Origin of the sequence: Kosakonia pseudosacchari, assembly GCF_900184035.1 — a bacterium.
Lineage (GTDB): Bacteria > Pseudomonadota > Gammaproteobacteria > Enterobacterales > Enterobacteriaceae > Kosakonia > Kosakonia pseudosacchari.
On record NZ_FXWP01000025.1, the window covers coordinates 499405 to 512134 of the forward strand.

At 53.2% G+C, this 12730-nt stretch carries 17 protein-coding genes; 3 read left to right on the plus strand and 14 right to left on the minus strand.

Annotated features, from left to right (window positions below):
• Positions 1-375 precede the first annotated feature (375 nt).
• The 5 genes from nrdF to BN2591_RS20995 all read right to left on the minus strand — a co-directional run bounded on the left by nrdF (position 376) and on the right by BN2591_RS20995 (position 4705).
• Positions 376-1338 carry a class 1b ribonucleoside-diphosphate reductase subunit beta gene (gene nrdF / locus BN2591_RS20975; RefSeq protein WP_086873715.1) on the minus strand — a complete coding sequence of 321 codons (963 nt, stop codon included), beginning with the start codon at positions 1336-1338 and terminating at the stop codon, positions 376-378.
• Positions 1339-1348: 10 nt separating this feature from the next.
• Positions 1349-3493, minus strand: a complete 2145-nt coding sequence (gene nrdE / locus BN2591_RS20980) for a class 1b ribonucleoside-diphosphate reductase subunit alpha (RefSeq protein WP_086873716.1) — start codon at positions 3491-3493, stop codon at positions 1349-1351.
• A complete protein-coding gene (gene nrdI, locus BN2591_RS20985) occupies positions 3466-3876 on the minus strand; it encodes a class Ib ribonucleoside-diphosphate reductase assembly flavoprotein NrdI (RefSeq protein WP_086873717.1) in 411 nt (136 codons plus the stop codon). Before nrdI ends, nrdE begins: the two co-directional genes overlap by 28 nt.
• Positions 3873-4118 (minus strand): glutaredoxin-like protein NrdH, encoded by a 246-nt coding sequence (gene nrdH / locus BN2591_RS20990; protein WP_086873718.1) that lies wholly within the window; start codon positions 4116-4118, stop codon positions 3873-3875. Before nrdH ends, nrdI begins: the two co-directional genes overlap by 4 nt.
• 260 nt (positions 4119-4378) lie before the next feature.
• Complete coding sequence (locus tag BN2591_RS20995) at positions 4379-4705, minus strand: ElaB/YgaM/YqjD family protein (RefSeq protein ID WP_086873719.1); 327 nt, start codon at positions 4703-4705, stop codon at positions 4379-4381.
• A 162-nt stretch (positions 4706-4867) separates the two neighbouring features.
• Between BN2591_RS20995 and BN2591_RS21000 the strand changes: the two genes are divergently transcribed.
• Complete coding sequence (locus tag BN2591_RS21000; protein WP_086873720.1) at positions 4868-5212, plus strand: DUF2002 family protein; 345 nt, start codon at positions 4868-4870, stop codon at positions 5210-5212.
• Between the two features lie 31 nt (positions 5213-5243).
• Here BN2591_RS21000 and alaE read toward each other — a convergent pair whose 3' ends face one another.
• The 3 genes from alaE to BN2591_RS21015 form a co-directional block, all read right to left on the minus strand.
• Positions 5244-5693, minus strand: coding sequence for an L-alanine exporter AlaE (alaE, locus tag BN2591_RS21005; RefSeq protein ID WP_017459339.1), 450 nt, complete (start codon positions 5691-5693; stop codon positions 5244-5246).
• 82 nt (positions 5694-5775) lie between these two features.
• Entirely contained in the window at positions 5776-5967 is a 192-nt protein-coding gene (locus tag BN2591_RS21010; RefSeq protein ID WP_086873721.1) for a hypothetical protein, read from the minus strand.
• 176 nt (positions 5968-6143) lie between these two features.
• Positions 6144-6323 carry a hypothetical protein gene (locus BN2591_RS21015; RefSeq protein WP_020454900.1) on the minus strand — a complete coding sequence of 60 codons (180 nt, stop codon included), beginning with the start codon at positions 6321-6323 and terminating at the stop codon, positions 6144-6146.
• Between the two features lie 178 nt (positions 6324-6501).
• Here BN2591_RS21015 and BN2591_RS21020 point away from each other — a divergent pair, with 178 nt between their 5' ends.
• Both BN2591_RS21020 and BN2591_RS21025 read left to right on the plus strand, forming a co-directional pair.
• Positions 6502-6660, plus strand: a complete 159-nt coding sequence (locus tag BN2591_RS21020) for a YqaE/Pmp3 family membrane protein (protein ID WP_017459341.1) — start codon at positions 6502-6504, stop codon at positions 6658-6660.
• Positions 6661-6811: 151 nt separating this feature from the next.
• Positions 6812-7693 carry a hypothetical protein gene (locus BN2591_RS21025; protein ID WP_086873722.1) on the plus strand — a complete coding sequence of 294 codons (882 nt, stop codon included), beginning with the start codon at positions 6812-6814 and terminating at the stop codon, positions 7691-7693.
• 94 nt (positions 7694-7787) lie between these two features.
• On the opposite strand, the gene tcp is transcribed toward BN2591_RS21025, so the two are convergent.
• The 6 genes from tcp to BN2591_RS21055 all read right to left on the minus strand — a co-directional run bounded on the left by tcp (position 7788) and on the right by BN2591_RS21055 (position 12663).
• Positions 7788-9452, minus strand: coding sequence for a methyl-accepting chemotaxis citrate transducer (tcp, locus tag BN2591_RS21030; RefSeq protein WP_086873723.1), 1665 nt, complete (start codon positions 9450-9452; stop codon positions 7788-7790).
• A 132-nt stretch (positions 9453-9584) separates the two neighbouring features.
• Positions 9585-11006: a DNA cytosine methyltransferase gene (locus tag BN2591_RS21035; protein ID WP_086873724.1), complete on the minus strand. Its 1422-nt coding sequence runs from the start codon at positions 11004-11006 to the stop codon at positions 9585-9587.
• Positions 11007-11085: 79 nt separating this feature from the next.
• Positions 11086-11370, minus strand: coding sequence for a NadS family protein (nadS, locus tag BN2591_RS21040; RefSeq protein WP_086873725.1), 285 nt, complete (start codon positions 11368-11370; stop codon positions 11086-11088).
• Positions 11357-11704 (minus strand): type II toxin-antitoxin system RelE/ParE family toxin, encoded by a 348-nt coding sequence (locus BN2591_RS21045; protein ID WP_086873870.1) that lies wholly within the window; start codon positions 11702-11704, stop codon positions 11357-11359. The genes nadS and BN2591_RS21045 overlap by 14 nt, the downstream gene beginning before the upstream one ends.
• Before the next feature lie 120 nt (positions 11705-11824).
• On the minus strand, positions 11825-12349 hold the full coding sequence (locus BN2591_RS21050) for a rhodanese family protein (protein ID WP_086873726.1): 525 nt from the start codon (positions 12347-12349) through the stop codon (positions 11825-11827).
• Positions 12350-12351: 2 nt separating this feature from the next.
• Entirely contained in the window at positions 12352-12663 is a 312-nt protein-coding gene (locus BN2591_RS21055) for an ArsR/SmtB family transcription factor (RefSeq protein ID WP_086873727.1), read from the minus strand.
• Positions 12664-12730 lie beyond the last annotated feature (67 nt).

A 12730-nucleotide genomic window follows, 5' to 3' on the forward strand; every position in this document is an offset into this window, starting at 1 on the left:
TCCTGTTATTTATTGTGTCGATATCGTACCTGGTGATAATAATTTACTGGCTATACCCTAGCATACTCAGAATCTGAGACAACCCTGAATTTCCCGTCTTTAAGAATTTGCTCAAGCAATAATTGCCGCCATTTCCCATGAAATAAGGGCTGGCGGCGGATGAGATTTTTTTTGAAATTCATCGGGAAATCGCACCTGAATAGTGCTGATTCAGATGAAAATGACGAAGCAATTACAGTGTAGAAGCTCCGGGGATATTGTGCCGGGAAATCGTGAAGACATTATTGAAATAATAATATCCTTTTTCACTGCGGGGTATTTTAAATGTATTAGCCACGGGAATATTCCTCTCCCGATGGGGAGAGGAAAGAAAGATTAGAAATTCCAGTCTTCGTCTTCGGTTTCGACGGCTTTACCCATCACGTATGACGAGCCGGAGCCGGAGAAAAAGTCGTGGTTTTCATCGGCATTTGGCGAGAGTGCGGACAAAATGGCCGGGTTCACTTCGGCCATTTCCGGCGGGAATAATGGCTCGTAACCGAGGTTCATCAACGCTTTGTTGGCGTTGTAGCAGAGAAACGCTTTCACATCTTCGTCCCAGCCGCTTCCGGCGTACAGATCGTCGGTGTAACGCAGTTCGTTCTCGTAGAGATCCATCAGCAGATCGAGCGCGAAGTTTTTCAGCTCTTCGCGTTTTTCCGCACTCACTTTTTCCAGCCCTTTCTGGTACTTATAACCAATGTAGTAGCCGTGCACCGCTTCATCGCGAATGATGAGGCGAATCAAATCGGCGGTGTTAGTGAGCTTACCGCGGCTCGACCAGTACATCGGTAACCAGAAACCGGAATAGAAGAGGAAAGATTCCAGAAACACGCTGGCGATTTTCTTCTTCAGCGGCTCATCGGCACGGTAATACTGCAAAATCAGTTGCGCTTTGCGCTGCAATGCGGCGTTCTCTTCGCTCCAAAGGTAGGCGGCGTCGACATCCCTGGTCTGGCAGAGCGTAGAGAAAATCGAGCTGTAAGAACGGGCGTGTACCGCTTCCATAAAGCTGATATTCGACAATACCGCCTCTTCGTGCGGCGTTAGCGCGTCCGCCATCAGCGCGGGCGCGCCGACGGTGTTCTGAATGGTGTCGAGCAACGTCAGACCAGTAAACACGCGAATGGTGAGTTGCTGTTCCGCCGGGCTTAACGTCTGCCAGGCGGGAATGTCGTTCGACAGCGGCACTTTTTCCGGTAGCCAGAAGTTGCTGGTCAGGCGGTTCCACACTTCCAGGTCTTTGTCGTCCTGGATTTTGTTCCAGTTCACCGCGCTGACGCGTGATAGTTGGCTCATCCTTTTCTCCTTACAACGCGCAGGACACGCAGCCCTGGATTTCGGTGCCTTCCAGCGCAAGCTGGCGCAGGCGAATGTAATACAGCGACTTGATGCCTTTTTTCCAGGCGTAAATCTGCGCTTTGTTGATATCGCGGGTGGTGGCGGTGTCTTTAAAGAACAGCGTCAGCGATAATCCCTGATCCACATGGCGCGTGGCTTCGGCGTAAGTATCAATGATCTTTTCCGGCCCGATGTCGTAGGCGTCTTCATACAGCGCCAGATTATCGTTAGTCATAAACGGTGCCGGGTAGTAAACGCGCCCGGTTTTGCCCTCTTTACGGATCTCAATCTTCGACACAATCGGGTGAATACTCGATGTCGCATGGTTGATATACGAAATCGATCCGGTGGGCGGCACCGCCTGCAAGTTCTGGTTATAAATGCCGTAGCGCATCACATCGTCGCGCAGTTGCTGCCACATCTCGCGGGTTGGAATGGTGATGCCAGCACGTTCAAATAGCGCACGGACTTTCTCGGTTTTCGGCTGCCAGTCGCCTTCCAGGTACTGGTTGAAATATTCGCCGCTGGCGTAGCGCGAAGCCGGGAAACCGGCAAAATGCTGGCCGCGCTCGCGGGCGATCATCATGGAGGTATGCAGCGCATGCCAGGTAATGGTGTAGAAATAGAAATTGGTAAAATCGAGCCCTTCCGGGCTGCCGTAGGCGATGCCTTCGCGTGCCAGATAACCGTGCAGGTTCATCTGCCCAAGGCCGATAGCATGTGATGCGGCGTTACCCGCTTCTACCGACGGCACAGAGCGGATATGGCTCATATCCGACACGGCGGTTAACCCGCGAATGGCGGTTTCCACCGTGCGACCAAAGTCCGGTGAGTCCATGGTATGCGCAATGTTCAGCGAGCCAAGATTACAGGAGATATCGCGCCCGGTGTCGGCGTAATCAAGATTCTCATCAAAAGTCGAGGCGCTGTTCACCTGCAAAATTTCCGAGCATAGGTTGCTCATGTTAATGCGCCCGGCAATCGGGTTGGCGCGGTTAACCGTATCTTCAAACATGATGTACGGGTAGCCGGACTCAAACTGGATTTCCGCCAGCGTCTGGAAGAAATCGCGGGCGTTAATGTAGCTTTTACGCACGCGATGGTCGGCCAGCAGTTGCTCGTACATCTCGCTGATGGCGATATCGCCGAACGGTTTGCCATACAGACGTTCAACGTCATAAGGCGAGAACAACGCCATCTCCGCGTTCTCTTTCGCCAGACGGAACGTGATATCCGGGATCACCACGCCGAGCGACAGGGTTTTGATACGGATTTTCTCGTCGGCGTTTTCGCGCTTGGTGTCGAGAAAACGCAGAATATCCGGGTGATGAGCGTGTAGATAGACCGCGCCAGCACCCTGGCGTGCGCCAAGTTGATTGGCATAGGAAAAGGCATCTTCCAGCATTTTCATTACCGGGATCACCCCGGACGACTGGTTTTCAATGCGCTTGATCGGCGCGCCGGCTTCTCGCAGGTTGGAGAGCAGAAATGCGACGCCGCCGCCGCGTTTGGAAAGCTGCAATGCGGAATTCACCGCACGGCCAATCGACTCCATATTGTCTTCAATACGCAGCAGGAAGCAGGAGACCAGCTCGCCGCGCTGCTGTTTGCCGCAGTTGAGGAAGGTTGGCGTCGCGGGCTGAAAACGGCCTGAGAGGATCTCGGTGGTTAACTGACGCGCCAGCGTTTTATCGCCCTGCGCCAGCGTCAGTGCCACCATACAGGCGCGATCTTCGAAATGTTCAAGATAGCGTTTGCCATCAAAGGTTTTCAGCGTGTAGCTGGTGTAAAACTTCCATGCGCCCAGAAAGGTCTGGAAGCGGAAACCGCTGGCGTGCGCATCGGCAATCAGATCGACGACGAACGCGCGATCGTAACGGGCTAACACGCTGTCATCGTAATAACCTTCCGCCACCAGCCAGTTCAGACGTTCATCCTGGCTGTTAAACGTGACGGTATTGGGGCGCACATGGGTTGCCATAAAGGCGTCCACCGCCTCGCGGTCTTTATCAAACTGAATGCGGCCATCTTTATCATAAAGATTCAGCATCGCATTCAGCGCGTGATAATCGGGCGCGGATTGCATCACGCGCTCTGCGGTTGTCGTTGCCAAAATTCGCTCACTCCTTTACGCACGTTGTCGATGTCCTGTTGAGTGCCCATCAACTCAAAACGATACAGATACGGCACGGCGCATTTTTGCGATATCACATCGCCTGCGCGACCAAAGGCGTCGCCGAAATTACGGTTGCCGGAGGCGATCACGCCGCGAATCAACGCCCGGTTGTGCGGATCGTTCAAAAAGCGGATCACCTGGCGGGGAACCGCGCCGGCCGTACCGCCGCCGCCATAACTGGGCACCACCAGGATATAAGGTTCGTCTACCTGCAGGCGTTCGCGCTCATTAAGTGGAATGCGCACGGCCGGCAGCCCGAGACGCGCGATAAAACGCTGCGTGTTTTCCGAGCTGCTGGAGAAGTAGACGAGGGTGCTCATGCGCTGGCGACGCTCGGCGCGGCATGTAAGCGGTTAATCATATCCGGGCGGAAACCGGACCATTTTGTGTCCCCGGCGACAACCACCGGTAACTGACGAAAGCCCATCGCACGCAGCTCATCTGCTGCTTCCGGCACGTGGTCAACGTTCACCATTTCGAACGCCAGGCCACGGCTTTCCATGGCACGTTTGGTGGCGTGGCACTGAACACAATCATTTCGAGTGTAAATGGTAATGCGCATAATTCGTATTTCCGTCTAAAATGGAGTCGCGGCGCGAAGTTTCGCGTCAGTTAGTGTGTGTGCTACTGATATGAATACTAGATGTAGTTATTTAAAGATGCAACCACACAATATATAGGAAATTATCATAGGCTTTGCCCAAAGGATGGAAACAATGGGTAAGGGCGGTTTGTACGCGTTTTGTACAGAAAAGGGCAAGGAGCAGGCAAATAAAAACCCCTGCGGGAGAACCGGCAGGGGTTGCGTCGTGCGGAAATTCGTTAGCGGCGCAAGCTTAGCAGCGCGCCAACAAAAATACCGACCGCAGCGGCAGCGCCAACGCTGCACCAGGGTTTGTCTTTGACAAATGTATCGGCACAATCCACGGCATCTCTTGCCGCTTGTTGCACACGGGTGCGGCCATGCATGCGCGCGCGGGTCTCTTTCAGCAGGGCCTGTGCTTTACGGCGCGCGCTTTCCGCTTCGTCTTTTGCGTCGCTGCCCCAGGATTTCAGCACAGCTTCGAGGCTGTCAGCGAGCTGGTTAACATCGTGGTTAATATCCTCAACACCTTCATCTACGTCACGGCGATTCGGTCTGTTAAACATAGGATCCTCCCTCGTTTTCGATGTGAATTTTAGTTTAGACCATAATTTTTAAGGCCAGACGGCAATCACGCCTTTCAGGTTCGTTTGTGGAATTTTCTGAGTCACGGTCCATGCTCAGTCATGTAAGGTGGCGAGGCTTTGGAAAGATGACGAGGAAAATCTATGTATTTAAGACCCGATGAAGTGGCGCGCGTGCTGGAAAAAGTGGGATTTACCATGGATGTGGCCACGCCGAAAACCTATGGTTATCGCCGTGGCGAAAATTATGTGTATGTTAACCGCGAAGCGCGTATGGGACGCACGGCGCTGGTGATCCACCCCACGTTGAAAGAACGCAGTTCGTCGCTTGCGGAACCCGCCTCGGACATCAAACTGTGCGATCACTACCAGAATTTCCCGCTCTATTTCGGCGGCGATGCGCAGGAGCATTACGGCATTCCGCACGGCTTTAGCTCGCGCGTGGCGCTGGAAAAGTTTATTACGGGGTTATTTGGCGACGCGCATTAAAAGGCGACAGACCAAAGCCTGCCGCCCGCCATCAGGCCTTGGCCTGATGGTAGTTGCTCACCCGGAACAGGCGGCGGCAATAATCGAGGAAGTAACCGTACACCGCGCCCATCATCATCGACAGCACAATATTGGAGCTGACCGCGGCGACAATCTGGTGCCAGTCGGCACCGACTCCCCACAAAATGGCGACATACACCGGTGACTGAAAGGTCACGTAGGCCAGCACATCGGCGAGATTCTTCATCCAGCCAGACGGGCTAATACGACGGGCGTAACGCATAAACGCATCGCGGTACATACCATAAGGCCAGGCAATAATAATGTTCACCGGGATAGCGACAAGCCGCGATGAAAGTGACTGTTCAAAGCTCATTCCGGAGAGAAATATTTCAATCAACATGTTCACTACCGAACAGTAGACAACCATAGCAAAGGTGTCCGCAGCGGCGTGACGCAGGCGAGACTGCGAAGAGAACATGGTGGTGCTCCTTGATAATCAATAAACGGGCAAATGAACGGTCGTGTTAGCGTTTTACAACGGCTGGTTTGATGTGTGTAGATTATCTATCTGCATTGAAACTAACAACTAGCGATAAATTTTTATTTTCTTTTTTTTGTTGGATAAAGTGCTCTGCGTTTGCGTGAATTTTACGCATTTCATTATTTTTGTTGGAGCGGTCATTAAATTCATTAAATATCAAAGCGTTATTTTTGATATGTGATGTGATGCACTCATTAACAGGTAAGCGCATACCCCTGTTTTAGCGCGCTATGCTTCCGGGGGAGAAATAAAACCGTGGGCAGCATTTTTTATGCTAACTAAGCGTGAATGGCAGTGTTTAGTGCTGAAAATGAGGTTGCGTGTTTATGCGGTTTTTTTGAATGGAAATGAAGATTTAAGCGGTGGGAGAACGCCCACCGCCGCCGATCAGCAGACGCCAAAATCACCGTCTTCTTTATACAGAGAGACATCTTCCGCTTTCAGCGTGATTTTTGCTGCCTGCTCGTCGTGGGCCGGAACCGCGACAATCTGATCCTGATGAACTTCCAGTACTTTCAGTTTTGGCCCGCCAATGCGTGGCTGCACAATATCGCCGACAGAAAACATGCTTTGCTCCTTTTGTAATGAGTTTGTGAAGGTAAACATAGCCTGAACGTCCGCCAGGGTACAGCGTAAAAGAGGGTAAACACGGCCAATGAAAGTGGCAGGTGCAGGCAAAGTGGCTAATCTTTAAGGGATTGTCTTTTTTTCAATCAGCTGGAATGACGTTGCACAGGAGGTTTATATGGGTTTCTGGCGAGTTGTATTTACCATTATTCTGCCGCCGCTGGGCGTGCTGCTTGGCAAAGGCTTTGGTTGGGCATTTATCATTAACATCCTGCTTACACTGCTGGGCTATTTCCCTGGCCTGATCCACGCGTTTTGGGTGCAAACCCGTAATTAACTCCTGTCGGGCGGGTCTCCGCCCACTATTAAAACTCACCTCACAACACCCCTGGTTATGGTGGTTTTGCGTGAATTTTGCGCAAACCAGTAAAGAACCCCTGCGTTGTCGACGATAACCGACTGGTGAAGGTCAATTCTATGGAGAAGATATGAGCATTCAGGATGTCGGTTCGGCTGCCGCGTTGCAGACGCTACCCGAAATACGTCAGTCAAAAACCATCACCTTTGCCGGAAAAGAGATCGTCACGGAGCGCTCGATTTCCGTCAACATTTCAGCAGAAGCGCTGGCAAAGGGCATGGAAGGGCGCACTGCGCCAACCAAAGAAGAAGCTGAAAAGCGGGCGCAGGCAATGGCGGTGGTTCGTAATGCCAACACGGCTACTTATGCGCGTGGGCCAAGCCTCGCCAGCGAGTTCTATTCCGATCCGCAAAGCGCGGGCGACGCGGTGAAGTTTATCGACTTTTTCCAGCACTCGACCGTTAACCCTGATGACATGGCCGCCGCGCTGCATCAGGCGCTGGTCTCACCGCAAGCGAGCGGTGATTACACGACCAGCGCGATGGATCTGTCGATGACCCAGGCGAAGCTGAATGAGGTCGTGTCAAAGTACATCTCTGCTGATTATCAGCAGCAGGCCAGCGAGTTTGTCGCCGGTTTTATTGCCGAAAAAGCCGAGCAGGCCGATCAGACGCACCGCGTGGTACTGACGCAGGCGTCGAATCTGGCACAAAGCCTGGGCAATACGGCACAAGCCAGGCAACATCAGCAAGCGATGGATCAACTAAGCGCGGGCACACATGCCTCCCAAGCGGTACGCAATCAAATGCTGAGTATTACCGCCAGTAACAGCGACAGCGAGAGCTGGTTCAGGCAGTTCAACCAGTCAGTGGAGAGTAGCGGAACGCTGCCGTTTATGCGTGATATCGAGAAAAACCACATCAGCGCGCTACAGCAGCAGTGGCAGCAGTTTGCGGTCTTTTTGCAGACCGCAAAACAGAGCGATGCAGCACATGAGGCTGGCAAGCAGTAGCCAGTAACCGCGACAGCGTTGTAGTGCCAAACGCTATTGTGAAATGAAGAAAAACCAGCGCGACAAGCATATCGCGCTGGTTTTTAGCGAGGAGTTAGAACGTTTCCCAGTTGTTGTCACTGCTCGAAGGTGCCGCGGTAGCGACCGGGCGCAGCGGCGTGGCTTGCGGCTTACCAGCTTTTGCATTCAGAAGCGTGCTGTGTCCGTTAACACGGAACACGGCAACCGCCTGACGCAACTGCTCGGCTTGCTGTTCCAGCGCAGCGGAAGCGGCAGCCGATTCCTGGACCAGCGCGGCGTTCTGCTGGGTGACGCTATCCATCTGCGATACCGCGAGGCTCACCTGCTCAATGCCTTTGCTCTGTTCTTCAGAGGCGGAGGCGATTTCGCCCATGATATCCGTCACGCGCGTCACGGCGTTGACGATCTCTTTCATGGTATCGCCCGCTTCGGCAACTTGCGTGGTCCCGGAGTTCACCCGGTTCACAGAGTTATCAATCAGGGTTTTGATCTCTTTCGCCGCCTGCGCGCTGCGGCTTGCCAGCGTACGGACTTCGCCTGCCACCACCGCAAAACCACGGCCCTGCTCACCGGCACGCGCCGCTTCGACCGCCGCGTTGAGCGCGAGAATATTGGTCTGGAAGGCAATGCCGTCGATCACGCTGGTGATATGGGCGATTTGCTGCGAGCTGTCGGAAATTTCGCTCATCGTGCGCACCACGTTATTCACCACTTCACCACCGCGCGCGGCGGTATCAGAGGCGTTTTTCGCCAGATGCGATGCCTGACGGGCGTTATCGGTGTTCTGTTTCACCGTCGCCGTTAACTGTTCCATGCTGGCGGCCGTTTCTTCCAGCGAGGCGGCTTGTTGCTCGGTACGCGACGAGAGATCGTTGTTACCGGTGGAGATTTCGCTGGCGCCGGTGTAAATCGAATCGGAACTATTACGCACCGCGCTGACGGTTTTCACCAGCGACGTTTGCATTTCATGTAAACCAGCGGCGAGCTGGCTCATTTCGTTGCGCCCTTCGGCCGAGATGGTCATCGTCAAATCGCCACCGGCGATGGCGCGGATATGCCCCATCACGCTGTGCAGCGGGCGCAGAAGCAAGTGCTGCAAACCCAGCCAGATAACGGTCATTACAGCAATCACTACTAACAAAATTACGCCCAGCGTCCACTGCATGCTGGTAAAACTGCTCTGGTTTTGTTGCGCGGCGGCTTGCAGGAAGGTGTTATTTTCCGCCCGCCATTTGGCGTAGCTGGCGTCCATATCATCCTGCGCTTGCTGCGCGTCGAGGTTGCCGTAAGCTTCGTAATTATTGGCGCGCAGGAAAGCGATCGACTGCTGCAACACATCGTGCATTTGGGTGATGTTCTGCGCCACTTCGTCGGCTAATGCGGCGTCCTGACCGGCAACGCGCGGCGTGCTTTTGTAGTTGTTGAAATACCCTTCAGATTTACCCAGCGAATCTGCCGCCGTAGTGAGCAGCTTTTCAATGCTGGCCAGCGACGCCGGATCGCGCTGGTTTTTCAAAAAGCGGATTGCCACGCGGGTAACCGTAACGCGTGTTTTAATAAGCGTGTTCACGCTGTCGCCAAGATTTTCTTGCTGCGCGTTCAGCACGCCAGTGTTCTGAAAGTTAATCCTGTCGTTATTGACCGCAGAGTAGAAAAGACCCCCAGTAACCAGTTGAAGAAGACAAAATACTGAAAGAGCAATAATGATGCCTGTAATAACCCGTATATTTTTAAGCATGGCCATAGTCCGTGAAAGAGTCGGGATTGCACCACTAATATCGACCTGGCCAGCATTAACTTTATGATCACTTTTTAAACACTTAAATAAGACTTAAATAAGCGCCGGCGCTTTGCGCGCCGGGAAAGTGTTTTAGATTTTTTTGCGCCGTTTTACGGCGAGAGCAATACGGGGTTCCAGCAGTTTGGCCACGGCGGCGAAGACGGGGACGACAACCGAGTTGCCGAACTGGCGATAGGCTTGCGTATCGGAAACCGGAATGCGAAACGGTTTTTCGCCCACTTTTTCAAACCCCATTAAACGCGCGCACTCATGCGGCGTCAGCCGTCGCGGGCGACGCGCCTGATTTTCCGCGTTGGCAAAATCGGTTTCACCGAGCGCTTTATCCCAGCCGCGATCGATAAGAATTTCCGAACCATCTTTGTGATAACGCGCCGAAAGGGTGCGCGCGACGCTATCGGCGCGGGTTGGATCAACCAGCCCAAAGCCAAACCCATTGCCTTTCGCGGCGTGTTTTTTCGCATAGCGATAGAGGTAATCCCACAGCTTATGCGACAACACATATTTGCTGTCGACGGTCGGCTCCAGCAGCTCACCAAATGCGGGCCGTTTTGTCGGATAAAAGCGGTCGATATCGCGCAACGTAAAACCGTCGGCCAGATCTAAATCGCGGCGAAAACCCACCAGCACAATGCGTTCACGGTGCTGCGGTAAGAAGTGTTTGCCATCGATAATTTTCGGATCGTCTTTGCCGTTTAGCGCGGCGTCAGCCACGTCATAGCCCAGCTCATCGAGCGTATTCATAATCACGCTGAAGGTTTTGCCTTTGTCGTGGCTCTTTAAATTTTTAACGTTTTCCAGCACGAAGATGGCCGGGCGGCGGGCTTTGATAATACGCGCCACATCGAAAAACAGGGTGCCCTGCGCTTCACACTCAAACCCGTGCGCGCGGCCCATGGCGTTCTTTTTACTGACACCCGCAAGGCTAAAGGGCTGGCAGGGAAAACCGGCGAGCAGAACGTCATGATCGGGGATCGTGGCGGCAATGTGCGCGTAGGCGTCGGCTTCGGAAACATTCGGGTTGCCGCTCAGCGTCACTTCGCGAATATCCTGATTGAAGGTATGCGCGGTGTGGTCGTTGTACCAGTTGGCTTTATAGGTGCGTACCGCGTTTTTATTCCATTCGCTGGTAAACACGCACTGCCCGCCAATGGCTTCAAACCCGCTGCGAATACCGCCGATACCGGCGAAGAGATCGATAAAGCGAAAACGATAGTTCGGATGATGAGCGGGCGGGGAGGGCAGCAAGCTGCGCAGCAGCGCCTCTTCGGCGGCGGTGAACCTTCTCGGATTGCCTTTGCCGTTGACCCAGCGATTGAGTGATTCGCGGCTCCACTCGGCTTTACCCGCTTTTTTTAACTGCTCCGCCACATATTTCTGGCCGTAAATTTCCAGCACCTGATCCAGTAGTACCCGATCCCGTTCCTGCTGTCGCTGCTGGTCAGTATCTGCATGCGCCAGCAGATCCTGCGCAAGTGAATCAAATTCCGCCATGACGTCTCCTTGGGGTTAGGCTCTGAAATATATCACTCATTTGACCCAGAGGATAATCGGCAACAGCGGAGGTTATTCATTAATGTGCAGACAATTCTTTAAAAAACGCAGGGTTAGCTTTGATAGCTGCCAGAACTTTTGCTGCCAGCCCGGTAGGGTTGCGCCGCCCGGACTCCCAACTTTTAATGGTATCCACACTCGTTCCCAGTGCTTTCGCCATTTCGCCCTGTGACACGTTAAGTTGTTCTCTTATCGCTTTCACATCTGCAATTTCATAACGGGTAACACGGGCTGGTTTTTTAGCACCTTTTTTTATCTCTACAGCCTCTTCCAGCGACGCCTTTAGCTCGTCAAAGAAACTCATATTGCACCTCATCTTTCAATTGCCTGGTAAGCTTCTTAAGTTCAGCCTTTTCTGCATCAGTCAGACTATCTTTCACGTTTTTAGGATAAGCCATCACCAGGTAGATAACGTCTTCTGTTGCCAGAAAATAGATCTCTCTGGCGCTGCCGCTTTTTCCCTGGGACCCTGTTGCCATCCTTATTTTACGCAGGCCGCCCGTCTTCTGAATCAAATCTCCTTTGTCCGGGGATTCAATCAGCGTTCTCTGGAGCACTCTCAGTTCATCGTCCGTTGCAATCTGTTTAATTTGTCGGGTAAATATCGAGGTTTCAATAAAAACAATAGCTTGACTCACTGTCACACCTCTCCTTTTGGTGTACAGGGTACACTTTGTGGAGTAGGCTTACAATACGGCTCGGCGTATTTAGCTTCCAGAATGATCGGCAGAAGCGATGACGCGCGATAACGATGCTTCTTAACTGCGATTCCACGGCATTTTTGCCAGCAGCAGCGCCATGCCGCACCAGCCGCTCAGCCCGGCGAACAGCAGACCCGCGCCGACAAAACCCGATAGCAGGAAGAAATTGGGATGAAGCGTAAAACCGAGCACCACACCGAGCAGGATCAGGCTGCCTGCCACAATCTGCACCTGCTGCATCAGCGGGCGCGGCTGGCGTTTATCCTGCACTGTCGGTAGCTTTTCGCGCTTCCAGTTATTGAGCCCACCCTCGAGGATCATGACGTTTGCTGGCGCTGCCGCGCGCACCAGCGCCTCGGCGTTTTGTTGCGTGCGCATGCCGGACTGGCAATGGAAAATCACCGTCTGGCCCGGTGACACTTGGGTAATGGTTTGCCCGGCGAGTAGTGTATCCAGCGGCAGAGAACGCGCGTCGGGCAAATGTTCGCGACGAAATTCATCCGCCTGGCGAATATCAATAATCAGCGCGCCGTTTTGCTGCTGCGCGCTGGCTCCTTTTGGTGTGACGAGGGTGTATTGCATGGCTATACCTCCGGGCAATAAAGGGTTTTCAGCGTATGGACCAGCGTGCGAATCGCAGGCGCTTTAATGAAGTAGTTCACCCGCTGCGCCTGGCGCTGGCTTTCGATCAATCCTTCCTCTTTCATTCGCGCCAGATGCTGTGAGGTCGCTGAAGGGCTCAGGCCTGTGATCGCGCTTAATTCCCCGGCGGACGTGCCAGGCGCATCGCACAGCATGCAGAGGATCAATAAACGATGCGGGTTACTCATCGCTTTCAGCAGGGCAGACGCTTTCTCTGCCTGCGCTTGCAGTAAAGTGATATCCGGACTGGTCATTTTAGTTTAGCATTGTCTAAATTTAGATAACTCTAAAATAAGTAGCGAGGCAAAAGCAACCTGTATG

Coding starts and splice junctions, on each gene's coding strand:
- nrdF (WP_086873715.1), bottom strand. CDS start 1,338: ATGAGCCAACTATCACGCGTCAGCGCGGTGAACTGGAACAAAATCCAG.
- nrdI (WP_086873717.1), bottom strand. CDS start 3,876: ATGAGCACCCTCGTCTACTTCTCCAGCAGCTCGGAAAACACGCAGCGT.
- nrdH (WP_086873718.1), bottom strand. CDS start 4,118: ATGCGCATTACCATTTACACTCGAAATGATTGTGTTCAGTGCCACGCC.
- BN2591_RS20995 (WP_086873719.1), bottom strand. CDS start 4,705: ATGTTTAACAGACCGAATCGCCGTGACGTAGATGAAGGTGTTGAGGAT.
- BN2591_RS21000 (WP_086873720.1), top strand. CDS start 4,868: ATGTATTTAAGACCCGATGAAGTGGCGCGCGTGCTGGAAAAAGTGGGA.
- alaE (WP_017459339.1), bottom strand. CDS start 5,693: ATGTTCTCTTCGCAGTCTCGCCTGCGTCACGCCGCTGCGGACACCTTT.
- BN2591_RS21010 (WP_086873721.1), bottom strand. CDS start 5,967: ATGCGCTTACCTGTTAATGAGTGCATCACATCACATATCAAAAATAAC.
- BN2591_RS21015 (WP_020454900.1), bottom strand. CDS start 6,323: ATGTTTTCTGTCGGCGATATTGTGCAGCCACGCATTGGCGGGCCAAAA.
- BN2591_RS21020 (WP_017459341.1), top strand. CDS start 6,502: ATGGGTTTCTGGCGAGTTGTATTTACCATTATTCTGCCGCCGCTGGGC.
- BN2591_RS21025 (WP_086873722.1), top strand. CDS start 6,812: ATGAGCATTCAGGATGTCGGTTCGGCTGCCGCGTTGCAGACGCTACCC.
- tcp (WP_086873723.1), bottom strand. CDS start 9,452: ATGCTTAAAAATATACGGGTTATTACAGGCATCATTATTGCTCTTTCA.
- BN2591_RS21035 (WP_086873724.1), bottom strand. CDS start 11,006: ATGGCGGAATTTGATTCACTTGCGCAGGATCTGCTGGCGCATGCAGAT.
- nadS (WP_086873725.1), bottom strand. CDS start 11,370: ATGAGTTTCTTTGACGAGCTAAAGGCGTCGCTGGAAGAGGCTGTAGAG.
- BN2591_RS21050 (WP_086873726.1), bottom strand. CDS start 12,349: ATGCAATACACCCTCGTCACACCAAAAGGAGCCAGCGCGCAGCAGCAA.
- BN2591_RS21055 (WP_086873727.1), bottom strand. CDS start 12,663: ATGACCAGTCCGGATATCACTTTACTGCAAGCGCAGGCAGAGAAAGCG.